The following is a 17,738-nucleotide window of genomic DNA, read 5'->3' as shown; positions in this document are numbered from 1 at the left end:
ACCGACGACAACGCCGCAGATGTGCGCACCAGACCCCGCGACACCGGCCTGATCCAAACGACAGGCCCTAGGCGGACGCCTGCGTCAGCGTGGCCAGCTCCGCGTCCGTCAGGGTCAGGTCGGCCACCCCGAGGAGCGCCGGGAGCTGCTCGACCGTCCGGGCGGAGGCGAGCGGCGCCGCCACCGTCGGCCGGTCGGCGAGCCAGGCCAGGGCGACCGTGGCCTGCGGGACGCCCCGGGACCCGGCGATCTCGTCGAGCGCGGCCAGCACCCGCGTCCCGCGCTCGGTCTCCAGGTGCTTGCCCGCGCCGGCGGCCCGCGCCGAGTCGACCGTCGTACCCGGGCGGTACTTGCCGGTGAGGAAGCCGGAGGCCAGGGCGTAGTACGGGACGGCGGCGAGGCCGGAGCGGGAGGCGATCTCCTGGAGCGGGCCCTCGTAGGTGCGGCGGGAGACGAGGTTGTAGTGCGGCTGGACGGCGACGTAGCGGACCAGGCCCTCGCGGTCGGAGAACTCCAGGGACTCCTGGAGCCGTTCGGGCGAGATGTTGGAGGCCGCGACGGCGCGCACCTTGCCGGCCCGCACCAGTTCGTCGAGCGTGCCGATGATGTCCTCGACGGGGACCGAGGGGTCGTCGTAGTGCGTGTAGTACAGGTCGATGTAGTCCGTGCCCAGCCGGCGCAGCGAGGCGTCGGCGGCGGCCCTGAGGGTGTCGGGCGCCAGCCCCTTGTACGCGGGGTGCGCGCCGGCCTTGGTCGCGAGGACGATGTCGGAACGGTTGCCGCGCGCGGCGAACCACCGGCCGATGACGGTCTCCGACTCGCCGCCCTCGTTGCCGGGAGCCCACGAGGAGTAGGTGTCCGCGGTGTCCACGAAGTTGCCGCCGGCCGCCGCGTAGGCGTCCAGCACGGCGAAGGACTGCGCCTCGTCGGCGGTCCAGCCGAAGACGTTGCCGCCGAGGGCGAGCGGGAAGACCTCGAGGTCTGACGGGCCGAGCTTGCGGAGAGAAGTCATGGACGATTTCAACATCGTCCGCGGTACCGCCTATTCCGCGAGCCCGGCCGGCGGACCTACGGGTTGAGGCCCTTGCTCTGCAGCCACGCCATCGGGTCGATGCCGGTGGCGGCGCCGCCCGCGTGGACCTCCATGTGCAGGTGCGGCCCGGTCACGTTGCCGGTCGCGCCCACCCGTCCGATGACGTCACCGGTGGCGACCTTCTGGCCCACGCTGACGCTGATGGACGACTGGTGGCAGAACCAGACCTCGGTGCCGTCCTCCAGGGTGAGGATGGTGCGGTAGCCGTACGAACCGGCCCAGCCCGCCTCGGTGATGGTTCCGGTGTGCACGGCCTTGATCAGCGTGCCGGTGGGCGCCGCGAAGTCGAGGCCGGTGTGGTAGCCGGAGGACCACATGGAGCCGGAGTCACCGAAGCGCGAGGTGAGCGTGTACGAGGAGGTCGGCAGCGCGTAGCTCTTGGCGAGCTCCGCGAGGCGCTCCGCCTCGGCCTTCTCCTTGGCCTCCTGCTCCGCCTTCTTCTTGGCGGCTGCGGCCTTGGCCTCGGCCTCGTCCTGGGTCTTGGCGGCTTCCTCGGCGGCCTTCTTCACGGCGGCGGCCTGAGCCGCCTCGGCGGCCTTGAGGTCGACCTGGTCCTGCTGCGACTCGGCCTGCTGCATGATGCGGGCGCGCAGGGCCTCGCCCGCGTCGGTGGTGCCTCGCGCGGTGTCCGAGTTGGTCAGTCCCGCGGTGGTGAGCGGGGTGGCCGAGCCCTTCGGTGTGCCGGCGTCGGAGCCGTCCGATATCAGGCCCTTGGCCGAGTCGGCGACCGATGACAGGTCGGGCATCGAGATGGACACCGGCGGCTTGCCGCTCTGCGCGGTGGCCATGCCGCCCGCGCCGACGGCGGCGATGACGCCTACGCCGAGGACGGTGGAGCTGCGGGCGAGTCCTCCGCCGCGCTGCTTGGAGACGCGGTGCCGGCCACGGACGGGACGGACGGAATCCTCGGTGGGATTCCACTCCTCCCAGGGGCCCTCGTCGTTGCCGCGGCCGTAGCCGAAGGTGTTGCTCTGCTGGTCACTCGGCGCGAACGAGGTTGACTGGGCAGGCCGGTTGGACGCCACGTGGGCGCGCTCCTTTCCTTCCTTCTCGCCTACCGGGTTAGCTGACGGGTTCGGAGCAGGAAGGTCTCCTACGCGCGTCGACCAGGGTGCACCGCACCGCGGAAGACGCTCGATTCACCCCAAGTTGGTGGTTCCCCGGTTCCCTTGCGGGATTCGGCGCGTGCGCACGGAGCCATCTCTTGTGACGGCTGGGACGACCGCGCTGCGTTATCGAACGTTAATAGACTCGGGTCCCGTATTCCAAGCTGTTCCGACTGATCATTAACGTCTTCGTCACGGACTTACGGGTCACGGGCGGTGAAAACCGGGCGAGTTGACCCTGCGGGCTAAACCTCATTTTCGCTGACGGTTCGTCAGTTGTTATGCGCAGCGGTGCTACTCGATCACTCGCGGTGACCTCGGCCCCTTCTCCCGCCCCGGTGACTCACGGCCGCCGTACGGCCAGCAGCGCCAGATCGTCCGTCGTCCCGTCTCCCGTGTGCCGGTGCACGTCCTTGATGAGGGTGTCGAGTAGCGCGTCCGGGTCGCGGAAGACCCGTCCCGCGAGACGGGCCGCGGGGTCGTAGAAGCGGCCCTCCGGGTCGCGCGCCTCCGACAGCCCGTCCGTGTAGACGAGGAGCGTCGCCCCGCCCGGGAACGGCACCACGGCGGCACGGTCGGGCCAGGTGCCCAGCTCGCCCATCCCGAGCGGCAGCGCGGAGTCCGGCCCCTCCAGCGTGCGCAGGGTGCCGTCCGCGTGCAGGAGCAGCGGCGGGGGATGGCCGCGGTTGACGACGCGCACGAAGCCGTCCCCGTGCGGGACCTCCGCGAGAACGGCGGTGGTGAACCCCTCGAAGGCGTCCAGCCCGTCGCGCCGCGTCCCCTCGCGCGCCAGCGCCCGTTCCAGCCGCTGGGCGACCGCCTCCAGCGTCGGCTCGTGCTCGGCCGCCTCACGGAACGCCCCGATGACGACGGCGACGGCCGTCACCGCGCCCATTCCCTTGCCCCGCACGTCCCCGACGACCAGCCGCACCCCGTACGGGGAGTCCTGCACCGCGTACAGGTCGCCGCCGATGAACGCGTCGGCCTGCGCCGCCTCGTAGCGCGCCGCGACCTCCAGGCCGCCGATCCGTTCCTCCGGGCGCGGCACCACGGCGCGCTGGGCGGCCTCGGCGATCTCGCGGGCGGAGGCGAGCCGCCGGTCGGTGCGGCGGACGAGCATGTTGATGAGCACGGCGAGGACGGTGACCGTCGCCACGGTGACCAGCTCGGTGACCGCCTCCGCGTGCGCGACGATCCCGAGGTCGATGTGCACGGCGAGGACGGCGGCGACCGTGGCGAGGCCGGTGAGGACCGTGCCGCGCAGCGAGAGCAGCGGCGCGGCGACCAGGGGCGCGGCCGTGAAGAAGGGGGCGGCCGTGAACTGCGACGGGGTGAGGTAGTCGTAGAGGACCCCGGCGACGATCAGCAGCGCGGGCAGGGCGCGCACCACGGTGCGCGCGTACGAGATCCGGCGGGCGGGCCGCTCCGGGGCGGGCGGTGACGGGACGCCCAGTCCGGGATCGGGCACCGGATCGCCGGGCAGCCGTCCCCCGGCCCGTTCGCGCCCTCCGGGAAGCGGTTTCCGGCCGCCGTCCACGAGGCCCGCTCCGAGGTCCGGCCCGCCGCCGGGCACGCGGTCACGGGGGTCTGGCGCGGCCCGGTCGTCGGCGTCGGAGAACCGGCCGCCGGCCCCGCCGGACCCCGGTTCCTCCGGCCGTCGCGCGCCACCTCGCTGCCCCACCCGTCCAGGCTTCCCGCCACGGGGGCGGGCGGCGACCGGTGTGGACCGACCGGATGACACCGATGGGAGCGCCGGCGGGCCCGGCCCGGGAAACGACTCAGGGCCGGAACTCGATGATCCGAGTTCCGGCCCTGGGCCTTCAGTAGCGGGGACAGGATTTGAACCTGCGACCTCTGGGTTATGAGCCCAGCGAGCTACCGAGCTGCTCCACCCCGCGTCGTTGAGACCAGTGTACGCCATCGGCGGGGGCGCGGACGCACGCCTGCACCCGGCCACCCCCGCGACCTGCGAATTCGGCTCCTGCCGGGGGTCAGGCGGCCGGGTTCCCGGCGTGGGTCAGGGTCTCCCAGGACACGAACAGATCGTCCGTTCCGGCGGGCCGGGTCCGTTCGACGAGCTTGCGGGCGGCCGGGACGCGGACGTCGAGCCGGCCCTCCAGGTGGTTGAGGGCGACCTCCATGTCGGGCCCCATGTCGCGGTCGACCTTGCCGCCGCACAGCCAGCCGGGCGGCGTCTCGCCCAGCTGGTAGCGGGCGTGGAAGGTGAGCGCCGCGCGCAGCCGGTCCTCGACCTCGCGGTACAGGTCGACGCCCTGGTGCCAGGCGGTCTCGGCGATGTGGGCGGTGGCGGCGAGCGCGTACCCCACGTGCTTGAAGTTGCGGCAGGTCTCCTGCGCGACCCCGTCCGTGTAGCGCTTCTGCCCGAACCAGTACGTCGTCATCTTCTGCGGGGTGTCCACCGTGCCGCCCGCCGGGGCCATCGGCAGCTGCCCGTCCTGACGCAGGTAGAAGTAGGCGGGGACGCGCTGCCGGAAGCGCGCGAGCGCGGCGTCGAAGGCCCGGTGGTCGTCGAGGAAGACGGCGATGCCGATGGCGGCGTCGGTCATGACGAGGTCCCAGTTGCCGTTGAAGTCCGGGACCGGCTTGGTGACTTCGGGCTGGTACACCGTCCGCAGCATGCGCCGGAACCGCTCGACGCCCGCCGCCGGCCAGTGGGCCTTCGTGTGCCGCACGATCTCCCCGGCGCGGGCCCAGGTCGATCCCGCCCAGGCGGTCTGCAGCCCGGCGTTGGCCTCGGTGTGCCGCCGCACCCGGTCCGACCAGGCGTCCATGATCTCGATCGCCTTGGCCGCGTGCTCCGGCCGGCCGGTGACGCTCCACAACAGGGCCTGGGTGTACGCCGCGATGGCGTCCTCACGCTCCTCGACGCAGCCGCTCCCGGCCCGGGTGTCGGGCGGGCACGCCACGGTCGCGTACGGCTTGGCCTGCCACTTGTACGACCCGTAGCGGCTGTCCCGCATGCCGAGGAACGCGCTCACCCACGGCTGCTCGCCCTGGTCCACGTGCCGCCGCACGTTGTCCAGCTGCTCCCGGCTGACCAGCACTCCGGGGTGCTCGAACGCCCCGTCCTCGGGCCGCGCCCGCACCGCCGAGCGCGCGTGCGAGGACGTCCCGCAGGACGCCATCAGCCCCATCAGCAGCGGTGCGAGCAGCACCGCCGTCACCCGCCGCCCCACTGAACGCATCGCCTCGACCTCCGGGTCCGCCGCATCGACTCCCTCGCAGCCTGACCCCTCGGCCGCCCGCCCGCAGGATGGCTTAGCCCGTCCGGCAGGCGGCCCCGGTCACGCGGCGGGCGGCAGCAGGTGCCGGTTGGGCGCCTTGGCCGCCTCCTCGTACTCCGGCAGTACGACGACGTCGGCGCCGCCCGCCGTCAGGACCCCGCTGCCGTCGGCACCGGCGACGAACGTGTCGGGCTCCCGCCAGGCGGTGACGACGCGCCGCACCCCGGCGTCGAGGATCAGCCGGGCGCAGGGCGCGGGCCGGGACGCGCGGCGGGCGCAGGGCTCCAGGCTGCTGTAGACGGTGGCGGTGGCCAGGCGCGGGTCCGCCGGGTCGGTCCTGGCGAGGGCGGCCTCCTCGGCGTGCTCCACCGGGTCGCCCTGGCGCGAGTACCCGCGGGAGATCTCGGTGCCGTCCGCCGCGACGACGACCGCGCCGACGCTGAAGGCGGTCTCCGAGGGCGGGCACTGGGCGGCCAGTTCGCAGGCCAGTGCCAGCCAGCGCCGGTCGGCGGCGGTGGCGAGCGGTCCGGTGCCGGGGGCGGTGGGGACGTAGCGCATGAGGACGACGTCCCCGACCGGCCGGGTCTCCACCAGGCTCATCCGTCCAGCCGGGTAGGGGCCGGGGCCGAACATGCGGGGTGCGTCGGGCTCGCCCACGAGGAGCGGGGCGAGGACCAACTGCAGTTCGTCTGCGAGGCCCTGACGCAGCAGCTGGGTGTGCACCCGGCCGCCGCCCTCCACCATGAGCCGCCGGACACCGCGTACGTCGTGCAGGTGCTCCAGGACGGTCCGCCAGTCCAGTTCGGGGCCGGCCGCGACGATCTCGACGCCGAGTCCGTGCAGCGCGGCGGCTGCCCGGGCGGCCCCCGTGTCCGTCGTGTAGACCGTCTTGTCGCCGCCGGTGTGCCAGAACCGCGCCGCGGGGTCGAGGTCGCCGGACCCGCTGACCGTGACCTTGAGCGGGTACTCCGGGCGCCCCGCGTCGAGCCGCGCCCGCCGCCGCTCGGCCGAGTTCACCAGCAGCCGGGGGTTGTCGGCGCGGATGGTGCCCGCGCCGATCAGGATCGCGTCGCTGGACGCCCGTACCTCGTCGACCCGGTCGAAGTCGGCCGGCCCCGAGAGCAGCAGGCGGTCGGGCCCGGTGTCGTCCAGGAAGCCGTCCAGGGAGACGGCGGCGGACAGCAGGACGTGGGGGTGGGGCATGGGCGCACTCTCCGGCTCCGAGCGCTCGGCTCGTGGTGGTTCGGGTCAACGACAACAGCGCCCCACCCGGCCGAGGCCGCGTGAGGCGCTGTGCGTGGTAGACCCTGTGGGACTCGAACCCACAACCAATGGATTAAAAGTCCACTGCTCTGCCAATTGAGCTAAGGGTCCACGCAACGGCTCGCGCCGATGCATCCCCGAGCATAGCCGGACGCGGCCGGGACTCCGATCGGGTATCGGTGACCCGGCCGCGCCGGGGGGTCTGAAGTGGGCGGGAAGGGTCAGGGATCGACCGGTTCGGGTGCGCCCGCACGGGCGGCCTCACGGGCGATGGTGCGTTCGTGGCCGGGGTTGAGGAACCAGTGGCGGGCCGAGACCAGCCACCAGGTCGCGGCGAAGCCGAGGACGACGAGGACCGCGACCGGGGCGTAGTTGAAGGTCTCCCAGGTGACCGGCGAGACCTGCGGCAGCATGAAGAGGACGGTGATGACGGCCACCCAGGCGACGGAGACGATCCCGATCGCCCGCGACCAGCGGCCCAGGTGCCAGGGCCCCCGCTCGAACGCCTCGCCCTTGCGCAGCCGCAGGAGCGTCGGGATGACGTACGCGATGTAGAGGCCGATGACGGCGATCGACGTCACGGCCGCGTACGCCGTCACATTGATCAGGTACGGCAGGCCGAGCACCAGGGCGCCCAGTGCCGCCAGCCAGACCGCCGCGACCGGTGTCCTGGTCCGCGGGTTCACGGTGTGCCACACCTGCGAGAACGGCAGCGCGCCGTCCCGCGAAAAGGCGTAGATCATGCGGCTGTTGGCGGTGACGGAGGCCATCCCGCAGAAGAGCTGGGCGCCGATGACGACCAGCAGCAGGAGCTTGCCCGCCGTCGCCCCGAGCGCGTCGAGCAGGATCTGCGCGGGCGGCGCCCCCGTGGGCGAGGCGAGCGCCTTGTCGTACGACTGGATGGCGTAGGTGAAGCCGAGGAGCAGGACGAAGCCCGCGATCCACGAGGTCCAGATGGAGCGGACGATACCCCGGGGGCCGGCCGTCGACGCGTCGTGGGTCTCCTCGGTCATGTGGGCCGAGGCGTCGTACCCGGTGAAGGTGTACTGGGCCATCAGCAGGCCGATGAGGACGACGTAGACCCCGCTGCCCCAGCCCGTGTTGTTCACGAACTCGGTGAACACGAAGGACGTGGACTGGTGGTGGTCGGGCACGAGGGCGAGCGCGCCGACGATGACCGCGACGCCGAGGACGTGCCACCACACGCTGACGCTGTTGAGGAGGCCGACGATGCGGACCCCGAAGGTGTTGAGGAGTCCGTGCAGGACGAGGATCCCGGCGAAGAGCAGGATCGTCCGGCCCGGGGTGACCTCGAAGTCGAACTGCAGGTTCAGGTAGGCGCCCAGGAAGGAGGCCGCGCCGAAGTCGATGCCGGCGGTCACGGCGAGCTGCCCGAGGACGTTGAACCATCCGGTGAACCACGCCCAGGCCGCGGCGGTGCGGGGCGGCGCCAGCCGGTGGGCCCAGAAGTACAGTCCCGCGGAGGTGGGATAGGCCGAACAGATCTCCGCCATCGCCAGTCCGACGAACAGCGTCATCAGTCCGACCGCGACCCATCCCCAGGTGATCAGGGCGGGACCGCCGGTGTTCATCCCGAACAGGTACAGCGTCAGACAGCCCGACAGCACCGAGATGATCGTGAAGGACACCGCGTAGTTCGAGAACGCGGACATGCGGCGGGCGAGGACCTGGGTGTAGCCGAGCTGGGCGAGCCGTTCCTCGTCGGAGAGGGCGGCGGAGGGGTCACGCGCCCCTGAGGCGGGTGGAGTTGTCATGCCCCCAGCGATTCCCTCACCAAGTGCCGGGCATGCGCGGCACGAAGGCCGAAACTCGACCGTGACCCGGCCGCAAAATGATCTTCCCGGACAGACGGAAGGGCCCGTACGACGTGAGTCGTACGGGCCCTTCTCCGTCAGGGCGCGAGGCCCGTCACCGGATCAGCCGTTGCGCTTCCAGCGCGGCTTCTCGTCACGGCGGCCGAAGGAGCCGGCACCGGTGCCGCGGTGGTCGTCACGACGGCCGTACGGGCGGTCGTGGCTGCCGGAGCGGAAACCGCTGGAGGGGCGGTTGTCCTGGCGGTCGCGGTTGAAGGGACGGTCGCTGCCACGGTGACCGCCGCGCTCGTCGCGACGCTCGAAGGTGCGGCCGCCTCGGTCGTTGTCACGACGCTCGAAGGTACGACCGCCGCGGTCGCCACCCTCACGACGCTCGAACGTACGCCCGCCGCGGTCGTCACGGCGGTCGTCACGGCGGAAGCCGCCACGGTCGCTGCCACCACGGTCGTCACGGCGGAAGCCGCCGCGGTCGTTGTCACGACGCTCGAAGGTACGGCCACCGGCGTTGCCGCCGCGGTCGTCACGGCGGAAACCGCCACGGTCGCTGCCACCACGGTCGTCACGGCGGAAGCCGCCACGGTCGCTGCCACCACGGTCGTCACGGCGGAAGCCGCCACGGTCGTTGTCACGACGCTCGAAGGTACGGCCGCCGCGGTCGTTGTCACGACGCTCGTAGTTGCCGCGGTCGTCGCGGCGCTGACGCGGCGCCTCGTAGGCACGCTCACGCTCGACGGGTTGCTCGGCGGCCTCGGCGGGAGCCTCGGCCACGGCCTGCTCGGCGGCGGCCGCGACAGCCGCCTCCGGGTCGTCTCCCCGCTCGCGCGCGGCACGGGCGACCAGGCGGTCGGCCTCCTCGCGGAGCTCGGCCGCGCGGCGCTGCGCACGCTCCAGCTCCTTGGTGAGCTGCGAGACCTCGCGCTCGGCCTGCTGCGCCGCGTTGCCCGCGGACTCGGCCTGGACCTCGGTCATCGAGCGGGCGCCGGTGATCTCGGCGACCTCGGGCTCGAAGGCCGTACCGGAGTTGATGATGTGACGCGAGGCGTCGACGCCCGCGTCCTCCATCAGCCGGAAGATCTGACGGCGCTGGTGCGGCAGGGACAGCGAGACGACGGTGCCGGAGCGGCCGGCGCGCGCGGTGCGGCCGGAGCGGTGCAGGTAGTCCTTGTGGTCGCCGGCCGGGTCCACGTTCAGCACGAGGTCGATGCCGTCGACGTGGATGCCGCGGGCGGCGACGTCGGTGGCGACCAGGGCGTTGACGTAGCCCTTCTTGAAGTCCTCCAGCACGCGGGTGCGGGCACCCTGCGTCATGCCGCCGTGCAGCGCGTCGGCCTTCACGCCGGACTCGCAGAGCTGCTCGGCGATGCGGTCGGCGCCCAGCTGGGTACGGACGAAGATGATCGTGCGGCCCTTGCGGGAGGCGATCGCGGCGGTGACCGGCGCCTTGTCCTTGGGCTTCACGATGAGGATGTGGTGCGACATGGTCGTGACGTTGCCCTGGGCGCTGTCGACCTCGTGCGTCACCGGGTTGGTCAGGTAGCGCTTGACCAGCGTGGAGATCTCGTTCTCCATCGTGGCCGAGAACAGCATGCGCTGGCCGCCGCCGGGGATCTGGTCGAGCAGCTCGGTGACCTCGGGCAGGAAGCCCAGGTCGGACATCTGGTCGGCCTCGTCGAGGACGGCGACCTGGACGTTCTCCAGCGAGCAGGCGCCGCGGCTGATGATGTCGCGCAGGCGGCCCGGGGTGGCGACGAGGACGTCGACGCCGCGCTCCAGGGCGTAGATCTGGTTGCCCATCGACGTACCGCCGCAGACGACCTTCATCTTCAGGCCGAGGACGTCGCCGTACGGCTGGAGCGCGTCCGCGACCTGCATCGCGAGCTCACGGGTCGGCGTGAGGATGATGCCGCGGGGCTTCTTCTTCTCGGTGTGGCCGCCGGACAGCGTCGCGAGCAGCGGCAGACCGAACGAGAGGGTCTTGCCGGAGCCGGTGCGGCCTCGGCCGAGGATGTCCTTGCCGGCCAGGGCGTCCGGGATGGTCGCGGCCTGGATCGGGAAGGGGGCGGTCACGCCGTTCTGCGCGAGCTTGCGCACGACGCCCTCGGGGAGACCCAGAGTGGCGAAGGTGACCTCGGGAGCGGACTCCGCGGCCGGCGCGAGCTCTACGACGTCGGCGCCCTCGGTGTCGATGTTCTCGGGCACGACGACGTGATCAGTACTGGAAACAGACATGCGAAATGCGAACCTTCCGGAGTTCTACGGCACGCGCCCAAACTCCGTGAAGTCGCAATCGACCGCCTCTATGCGGTCCGGCCACGGCAAGGGAGAGTACGCGCCACGCGGCGCTCTCTGTTGGCGCCGGGCAATTGGTATCAAACGATCTACCACCATACGCACCCCTCCACTCCCCTGGCAAACCGCGTCCCCCCTCACGCCCCCCACACCCCGATTTTCCCCACCCAAATCCCCCATCCCCCCAGCTCAGCGCCCCGCACGTCCCCCACGTGAGCATCATCACCCCCTCCTCCGAAGGCCCCGCCACACGCCCCCAGCGCCGCAGCCGAGGTCGAGGCAGGACGGCGAACCCGGCGCCAACGGGGAGCCGCCTGCGCCCACCCGTGCCGCCCCTAGCGGCACGCCTGCACGCAACTGGAGCGGGTGGGACGGCCACCCCGGCCAGGGTCTGGGCCCCGCACCGGAACCACCGGGCCCGAGCCCCCGCAGCTCAGCCGCCCACGGACCGCAAGCCGCCATGAAACCGAAGGGGCCGTGCCGGTACATCAAATGGCCGTCGAGACGGGGACGTACGCAACCGAGGAACGCTGGTGACGGGGGCCAGCAACAACTACCGACGGCCGGATGTACCGGCACGGCCCCGCCCCCCCCACCGGACCGACAGCGCCCCACGCCCACAGAATCAGGACGCCTGATTCGAGAACGGCGCCCCCGCCCGAGGCGCCGGCTCCCGCTGCACCAACTGCGTGGTCTGCTCATGCGCCGAAGACGACGGCTCCGCGCTCGGATCGGCGGACGGCTGCGTGGTCTCCGTGGCCGTGGGCCCGACCGTCCGCGTAGGACTGGGCTCCCCCTTGGTGGGCCGGGGCTCCCCCGGCCGCCCCCCGCCCTTGCCGCCGCCCCCCTCCCCCTTGCCGCCCTTGCCGTCCTTCGACGTCACCTCGGCCGAGGGCTTCGCGGACCGCCCCCCGGACGCGGAAGCGGAGGCGGACGCCGACCCCGACGCGGAGTCCGGCTCACCCGAGCCGCCCCGCCCTCCGGGCCCCCGGTGGAATCCCGCCACACCCCCGGACCCCGCCGGCCCCCCGTCCGGCGCCTCCCCACCCCGCTGCCCCGAGGAATGCGACGGCCCGGGCCCCGCCCCGTCGTTGCCCACGCTCATGCAACCGGCAGCCGCGGCGACGGCGACGACCGTGGCGGCCAGACGGACAGGTACGTACAAGGCGCGCACGGGCAGCCACCTCCGAGGGCGGGTCGGGAGTCCACCTGCCCAACTCCCGTCGCACGCCCAAGGACACGCGCCCCCCAAGAGCGACCCACCCCATCCGGCCACCCCCTGATCCGGACGGGGCGCCCCACACCCCGACGCGGCGTCACATCACGCAACCGGAACCCGCAAACAGCTCCCGGTCACCCATCCCCGTCACGCCCCCCGTTACCCCGTCACCCGTACCCCAGCGCATGCAACCGGGCATCGTCGATCCCGAAGTGATGGGCGATCTCGTGGACGACGGTCACCTCGGTCTCGGCGACCACGTCCTCACGCGTGTCGCACATCCGCAGCGTCGGCAGCCGGTAGATCGTGATCCGGTCCGGCAGCACCCCGGCGTACCACTCGCCGCGATCGGTCAGCGGCGTGCCCTCGTACAACCCGAGCAGCTCGGGATCATCGGCGGGCGGTTCGTCCTCGACGAAGACCGCCACGTTGTCCATCAACCGCGTCAGCTCCGGCGGAATCCGGTCCAACGCCTCGGACACCAGTTCCTCGAACTCCTCGCGCGTCATCTCCAGCACACCGCCATTGTCGGGCACGAGCCCCTTTCCCGAGAGTCCACGCACGACGCTCCACCGCAAGAACCACGGCACGACCCACCGCGCAAGCCACCGCACCGCGCCGCATATCCACCCCCACCCATGGGCATACGGCACCAATGGCCAGCGCCGCAGCCACCGAGCACCGCCTACGCACCCGCATCCGCAACGCACCCCGCGCCCTGCTCCGGCACCACCGCTCCCGCCGCGGCCACCCCGAGGTCGAACTGGTCCCGCAGCCGCACCCGTACACCCGCGCCCTCGGCCTGACCGCCGTCGTCCTGCTGGGCGCCTGGCTCGGCCTGCTGATCGTCGGCAACGTGCGCGCGCCGGTCGGCCCGATGGACACCACGATGACGCTGCGCCCCTCCCTCACCGGCGGCACGAAGATCAACATCTCTCCGCTGGGCGCCCTGGAACTACGCAGCCACCGGGCCCCGATCCGCCTGGACGTGGACGTCGACCAACTCGACCCGGTCCGCTCCCAGGCCCTGGTGGACCACCCGGAACGGCTCTCCGGCCTCCAGGACGAGGTGACGCGCGACGTCGAGCACGGCACCGTCGACCTGGCGGTCCGCTCCTGCGTGGCCGTCGTCTCCGGCGCCACGGCGCTGGGCCTCGCGGTGTACCGCCGCCCCCGCCGCGCCCTCGCGGCCGGCGGCCTGGCGCTCGCCCTCCTGGCGTCGTCCGGGGCGACGGCGTACGCCACCTGGAACCCGAAGTCCGTCCTGGAGCCCAAGTTCTCCGGCCTGCTCTCCTCGGCCCCCTCGGTCGTCGGCGACGCCCGCAGCATCGTCAGCGAATTCGACGTCTACCAGAAGGAGTTGGCGCGCCTGGTGACGAACGTGACGAAGCTGTACGACGTCACCTCCACGCTTCCGGCCTACGAACCGGACCCGGGCACGATCCGGGTGCTGCACGTCTCGGACATCCACCTCAACCCGGCGAGCTGGAAGATCATCGCCTCGCTGGTGGAGCAGTACGACATCGACGTGATCGTGGACTCGGGCGACACCATGGACCACGGCTCGGCGGCCGAGAACGGCTTCCTGGACCCGATCCCGGACCTCGGCGCCCCGTACGTGTGGGTGCGCGGCAACCACGACTCCGCCGACACCCAGCGCTACCTGGAGCGCATGAAGAACGTGCACGTCCTGGACGACGGGAGGGCGGTCTCGGTGGCCGGCCTGCGCTTCGCGGGCATCGGCGACCCGCAGTTCACGCCGGACCGCACGGCGCGGGTCGGGGGCGACGCGGCCGAGCGGATGGCGGGGCTGCGGCTGGCCTCGGCCCTGGTGGACCAGAAGACGGCGGGCACGCCGGTCGACGTCGCCGTCGCCCACAACCCGGACGCGGCCCGGCAGACGGACGGCGACGTGCCGCTCGTCCTGGCGGGGCACGTCCACCACGAGGAGATGGAGGTCATGCCGTACGGCACGAGGCTCCGTGTGGAGGGTTCGACGGGCGGCAGCGGACTGCGGGCGGTGGAGGGGAAGTACCCGGACCCCATCGAGGCCTCGGTCCTCTACCTGGACCGCGACACGCGCCGGCTGCAGGCCTGGGACGAGATCGCGCTGGGTGGCCTCGGCCTGACGACGGCGGAGGTCAGCCGGCACCTCCCGAAGGAGAACCAGCCAGGCGCGACGCGCTTCTCCAGCCCCCCGCCGAACACCCGCCCCTGACAACCCGCCCGTCACCCTTCCCCCAGCGACGATCACCGGACCCCCACCGCTGCGGGCCCGGACCCGGCACCGGCCTGCATCGCCACGGGCCGGAACCCGGCACCCGCCCCCACCAACAAGGCCGCCGGAGCCCCGCCGCTTCCGGTGTCCCCGGCCCGCCGGAAGCCCTCCGGAAACCGTTTTGGCGATACCTCCCGCCATCCCATATGCTTCTCACGTCCCCGACGCGCTGAGAAGCGCCCAGGCGGGCCGATAGCCCTCATCGTCTAGCGGCCTAGGACGCCGCCCTTTCAAGGCGGTAGCACGGGTTCGAATCCCGTTGGGGGCACGCAAAACCGTGTGCGACACTGTTCACGCAGCCGCACACAACAGCTTGGTCCTGTGGAGCAGTTTGGAGTGCTCGCCACCCTGTCAAGGTGGAGGCCGCGGGTTCAAATCCCGTCAGGACCGCTGAGATTCCGCGAGGAATCTCGTGGCTGGGTAGCTCAGTTGGTACGAGCGATCGCCTGAAAAGCGATAGGTCGCCGGTTCGACCCCGGCCCCAGCCACAAGAGTCGAAACCCCCTCCGGGTGACCGGAGGGGGTTTTCGTCGCTCATGGGGAACCTAGGGGGGTTCTTGAGACACACCAGCAGGGCCATCGTCACGGCCGGCGCCGTCCTTCTCGCCACCTTCGCCGTGCCCGGCACGGCCCACGCCACCGCGCCGACGGTCAAGGAGGCGTACAGCGACTCGGCCGACTGGTCGGTCATCGACGTACGTCTCGGTCACGGCAGTGCCGTCGGTGAGGACGTCGAGAAGGTCACCGCGGAGCTCCGGCCCGCGGGCAGCACCGCGACAGAGCCGGTTGCGACGGTGACCGGATTCACGCAGAAGTACTGGAACAGTCCCTGGGACGGCGTCTGGGCCTCGGAACCCGTCCACCTGGACAGCCTCGGCGACTACACGATCGACATCGAGGTCACGGACAGCTCGGGCGAGACCTCCGTCCGCAAGGACGCGGGCACACTGCGGTACCGGAAGCAGCCGGTCATCAGTGCCTTCACCGTGACGCCCGACGAACCGACCATCGACGACAAGACCGTCGCGGTCGGCGGCGACCTGGTGGTCCGCGACCCGCGCACCCGCGCGACGGTTCCGCTGGCCGACGCCGCCGTCGACATCCATCTCGACCAGAACGGCGACACGAGCGCCCGTACGGACGAGAACGGTCACTTCGCCCTCTCGCGCGAGCTGGAGCAGGGCGGTTGGGCCTGGGCCGAGTACCGCGGCGACCTGGGGTTCGCCACGGTCCCGTGGGTGGACATCAGGCCGAAGGCGGCCCCGACCCGTCTGGTCCTCGACCGGGCCTCATTCCATCCCGCCGCCGGTGACCCGATCTCCGTCTCCGGCACGCTGCAATACCAGAGCGGGACGGAGTGGAAGCCCCTGTCCGGCATTCCGCTGGAGATGGACCACAAGGGCAGCAGCACGAGCAATCCGGTTCTCGCGACCACCGACGCCGCCGGCCGCTTCACCTTCTCCGCCCGGCCCTACCAGAAGACCGTGTACGAGGTGTCGTTCCCGCCCTACCCGTACAACGCGTGGATCCAGCGCACGGCGACCGCCGATGTCGCCGTCGCGGTCACGGCGGGCACGACGTTCAAGGAGTTCACCGCCTCCCTGGACGAGCGCGCCGAGCTGAGCGTCTCCGGCATCCTCGGCATCACCGGCGAGGACCACAGCGAGCGGGTCGACGTCGACGTGCAGTACTCCGCGGACGGCCGTACCGGCTGGAAGACCGAGAAGACGGTGCGGACCGGGTTCGACGAGCAGTTCCACGTCGACCTGCCGGGCCACCCGGACGGCTACTGGCGGCTGCGGTACGCCGGTTCCACGACCAAGGACGTCACCGGCACCACCAGCGGCTCCCTGCGCAGGAACCGCTCGCTGACCCGGATCAAGGACGCCAACGCGTCGCCGGAACCCGTACGCAAGGGCGGCACCGTCACGGTCAAGGGCGTACTCCAGGAGCGGGCGCCCGGCGCGTCGAGCTGGCGTGCGTACGGCGGCAAGAAGGTCCAGATCCTCTTCCGGCCCAAGGGCAAGTCGACCTGGTACCTGATGACGACCGTCACCACCAGCGCCGGCGGGTCCTTCTCCAAGGGGTTCAAGGCGCAGCAGGACGGCACCTGGACGCCCGTGTTCCTGCACCCCGACAGCAAGCACTTCGTGGGCGGCGGATACGAGGACTACGTCGACGTGCGATGACACCCCGTCCGGTCACGGGTGACCGGACGGACCCGGCGGGAGGGGCGGACGCGTACGGCGTCCGCCCCTCCCGCCGTCCGCCGCCGTACGGGGCGGTGGTCAGGCCGCCGCGTGTGCCGCTCCCCCCGTACGGCCGCCCGGATGCCGGTGCCGCCAGGTCCAGAACACCCCGCAGGAGACCAGGGCCCAGCAGGCCAGCACCAGGAACGGGAACACGTGCTGGTGACCGGCGAAGTACACCGCCGTGTGCTGGGCGTTGACGGAGGCACCCGGGGGCAGCCAGCGCCCGATGGCGCCGAGCGCGGACGGCAGCAGCGGCCAGGACACCGCGCCGCCCGACGAGGGGTTGCCGAGCAGGACCATCAGCCCCCAGGTGGGCAGCATCGCCCAGCGCCCGAAGAGGGTGTTGAACATGGTGAAGACCATGCCGGAGGTGAACATCGTCAGCGCGAGGATCAGCCACGACTCCACGAAGGGCAGGTCGAGCGCGCCCAGCACCCAGTCCACCACCGCCGCGATCACGAACGCCCCGAGCAGGGCGTACGCGGCCGTGAACGCGATGCGCTCCAGCGGGTTCAGATCCCGCGCGTGCACGCTGAGCTGGATCGCCCCGACGAAGCCGATGATCACGGCCGCCAGGGAGACGTAGAAGATCGCGAGGCCGCGCGGGTCGCCCGCCTGGAGGGGCTTGATGTCCTTGACGGTGACCGCGACGCCGGTGGCCCTGCCGACGGCCGGCGCGGCCTTGGCGATGATCTCCGCGACCGAGGCGCCGGACGCCCCGGAGACGTCGAGCGTGACCGCGCGCCCGGCCTCCCGCACGTCGAGGATCGCGAAGACCTTCTGCTCGTCCACCGCCTCGACGGCCGCCGCCCGGCCGTCGTAGGCGCGGATCCGCAGGGACGCGTCGAGCGCCTTCTCCATGCCGTCGATGAACGCCTTGCCCCGCACCGTGTCGTAGGCGCCGATCACCGCCGTCGGGACGTGCCGGGGTGTCGGGTTGGCCATGGTGTACGTGTACGAGCCGGCGAAGAGGCCCGCCGACGCGGCGAGGATCAGCACCAGCACGGACGCGGGCAGGAACGGGGACTCCTTGAACCAGGCCCACCGCTCGCCCCGCGTCGGGCTCCTGCCATGGGCACCGTGCGGCATCTCGGACATACGGACACGCTAAAGGCGCAGAACGGATATTTCTTGACGGAACGGGATATCCATTCACCT

At 71.9% G+C, this 17,738-nt stretch carries 11 protein-coding genes, 5 tRNA genes and 1 riboswitch; of the genes, 5 read left to right on the top strand and 11 right to left on the bottom strand.

The window, feature by feature from the left end:
• Positions 1-67: 67 nt before the first annotated feature.
• From ACFYQQ_RS19100 to ACFYQQ_RS19055, 10 genes are all read right to left on the bottom strand, one after another.
• Positions 68-1,012 carry an aldo/keto reductase gene (locus tag ACFYQQ_RS19100; protein WP_356163568.1) on the bottom strand — a complete coding sequence of 315 codons (945 nt, stop codon included), beginning with the start codon at positions 1,010-1,012 and terminating at the stop codon, positions 68-70.
• Between the two features lie 56 nt (positions 1,013-1,068).
• Positions 1,069-2,118: a M23 family metallopeptidase gene (locus ACFYQQ_RS19095; protein WP_355782432.1), complete on the bottom strand. Its 1,050-nt coding sequence runs from the start codon at positions 2,116-2,118 to the stop codon at positions 1,069-1,071.
• A gap of 11 nt (positions 2,119-2,129) precedes the next feature.
• Positions 2,130-2,287: riboswitch (cyclic di-AMP (ydaO/yuaA leader) on the bottom strand.
• Positions 2,288-2,542: 255 nt separating this feature from the next.
• Complete coding sequence (locus ACFYQQ_RS19090) at positions 2,543-3,880, bottom strand: PP2C family protein-serine/threonine phosphatase (RefSeq protein ID WP_388904859.1); 1,338 nt, start codon at positions 3,878-3,880, stop codon at positions 2,543-2,545.
• Positions 3,881-4,023: 143 nt separating this feature from the next.
• Positions 4,024-4,097: transfer RNA gene (locus ACFYQQ_RS19085), tRNA-Met, on the bottom strand.
• A 93-nt stretch (positions 4,098-4,190) separates the two neighbouring features.
• On the bottom strand, positions 4,191-5,405 hold the full coding sequence (locus ACFYQQ_RS19080; RefSeq protein WP_355782427.1) for an alginate lyase family protein: 1,215 nt from the start codon (positions 5,403-5,405) through the stop codon (positions 4,191-4,193).
• Between the two features lie 99 nt (positions 5,406-5,504).
• Positions 5,505-6,647, bottom strand: a complete 1,143-nt coding sequence (locus ACFYQQ_RS19075) for a dihydrofolate reductase family protein (RefSeq protein WP_355782425.1) — start codon at positions 6,645-6,647, stop codon at positions 5,505-5,507.
• A gap of 95 nt (positions 6,648-6,742) precedes the next feature.
• Positions 6,743-6,818, bottom strand: a tRNA-Lys gene (locus ACFYQQ_RS19070).
• A 110-nt stretch (positions 6,819-6,928) separates the two neighbouring features.
• Positions 6,929-8,482: an amino acid permease gene (locus ACFYQQ_RS19065; protein WP_356238146.1), complete on the bottom strand. Its 1,554-nt coding sequence runs from the start codon at positions 8,480-8,482 to the stop codon at positions 6,929-6,931.
• 162 nt (positions 8,483-8,644) lie between these two features.
• On the bottom strand, positions 8,645-10,771 hold the full coding sequence (locus ACFYQQ_RS19060; protein ID WP_355785085.1) for a DEAD/DEAH box helicase: 2,127 nt from the start codon (positions 10,769-10,771) through the stop codon (positions 8,645-8,647).
• Positions 10,772-12,217: 1,446 nt separating this feature from the next.
• Entirely contained in the window at positions 12,218-12,568 is a 351-nt protein-coding gene (locus ACFYQQ_RS19055; protein ID WP_355785087.1) for a metallopeptidase family protein, read from the bottom strand.
• A gap of 137 nt (positions 12,569-12,705) precedes the next feature.
• Here ACFYQQ_RS19055 and ACFYQQ_RS19050 point away from each other — a divergent pair, with 137 nt between their 5' ends.
• The 5 genes from ACFYQQ_RS19050 to ACFYQQ_RS19030 all read left to right on the top strand — a co-directional run bounded on the left by ACFYQQ_RS19050 (position 12,706) and on the right by ACFYQQ_RS19030 (position 16,517).
• Complete coding sequence (locus tag ACFYQQ_RS19050) at positions 12,706-14,268, top strand: metallophosphoesterase (protein ID WP_355785090.1); 1,563 nt, start codon at positions 12,706-12,708, stop codon at positions 14,266-14,268.
• A gap of 255 nt (positions 14,269-14,523) precedes the next feature.
• Positions 14,524-14,596, top strand: a tRNA-Glu gene (locus ACFYQQ_RS19045).
• A gap of 47 nt (positions 14,597-14,643) precedes the next feature.
• Positions 14,644-14,718 (top strand) — tRNA-Asp (locus ACFYQQ_RS19040).
• 24 nt (positions 14,719-14,742) lie between these two features.
• Positions 14,743-14,816: transfer RNA gene (locus tag ACFYQQ_RS19035), tRNA-Phe, on the top strand.
• Positions 14,817-14,885: 69 nt separating this feature from the next.
• Entirely contained in the window at positions 14,886-16,517 is a 1,632-nt protein-coding gene (locus tag ACFYQQ_RS19030) for a hypothetical protein (protein ID WP_355785093.1), read from the top strand.
• A gap of 99 nt (positions 16,518-16,616) precedes the next feature.
• On the opposite strand, the gene ACFYQQ_RS19025 is transcribed toward ACFYQQ_RS19030, so the two are convergent.
• On the bottom strand, positions 16,617-17,669 hold the full coding sequence (locus ACFYQQ_RS19025; protein ID WP_388904867.1) for an ABC transporter permease: 1,053 nt from the start codon (positions 17,667-17,669) through the stop codon (positions 16,617-16,619).
• Positions 17,670-17,738: the final 69 nt, after the last annotated feature.

The sequence above is a fragment of the Streptomyces sp. NPDC005496 genome, from assembly GCF_042872045.1.
In the GTDB taxonomy this organism is placed as follows: Bacteria; Actinomycetota; Actinomycetes; order Streptomycetales; family Streptomycetaceae; genus Streptomyces.
Note: the sequence above shows the minus strand (reverse complement) of the source record. Positions and strands in the feature narration are given on the sequence as shown.

Coding starts and splice junctions, on each gene's coding strand:
- ACFYQQ_RS19100 (WP_356163568.1), bottom strand. CDS start 1,012: ATGACTTCTCTCCGCAAGCTCGGCCCGTCAGACCTCGAGGTCTTCCCG.
- ACFYQQ_RS19080 (WP_355782427.1), bottom strand. CDS start 5,405: ATGCGTTCAGTGGGGCGGCGGGTGACGGCGGTGCTGCTCGCACCGCTG.
- ACFYQQ_RS19075 (WP_355782425.1), bottom strand. CDS start 6,647: ATGCCCCACCCCCACGTCCTGCTGTCCGCCGCCGTCTCCCTGGACGGC.
- ACFYQQ_RS19065 (WP_356238146.1), bottom strand. CDS start 8,482: ATGACAACTCCACCCGCCTCAGGGGCGCGTGACCCCTCCGCCGCCCTC.
- ACFYQQ_RS19060 (WP_355785085.1), bottom strand. CDS start 10,771: ATGTCTGTTTCCAGTACTGATCACGTCGTCGTGCCCGAGAACATCGAC.
- ACFYQQ_RS19050 (WP_355785090.1), top strand. CDS start 12,706: ATGGCCAGCGCCGCAGCCACCGAGCACCGCCTACGCACCCGCATCCGC.
- ACFYQQ_RS19025 (WP_388904867.1), bottom strand. CDS start 17,669: ATGCCGCACGGTGCCCATGGCAGGAGCCCGACGCGGGGCGAGCGGTGG.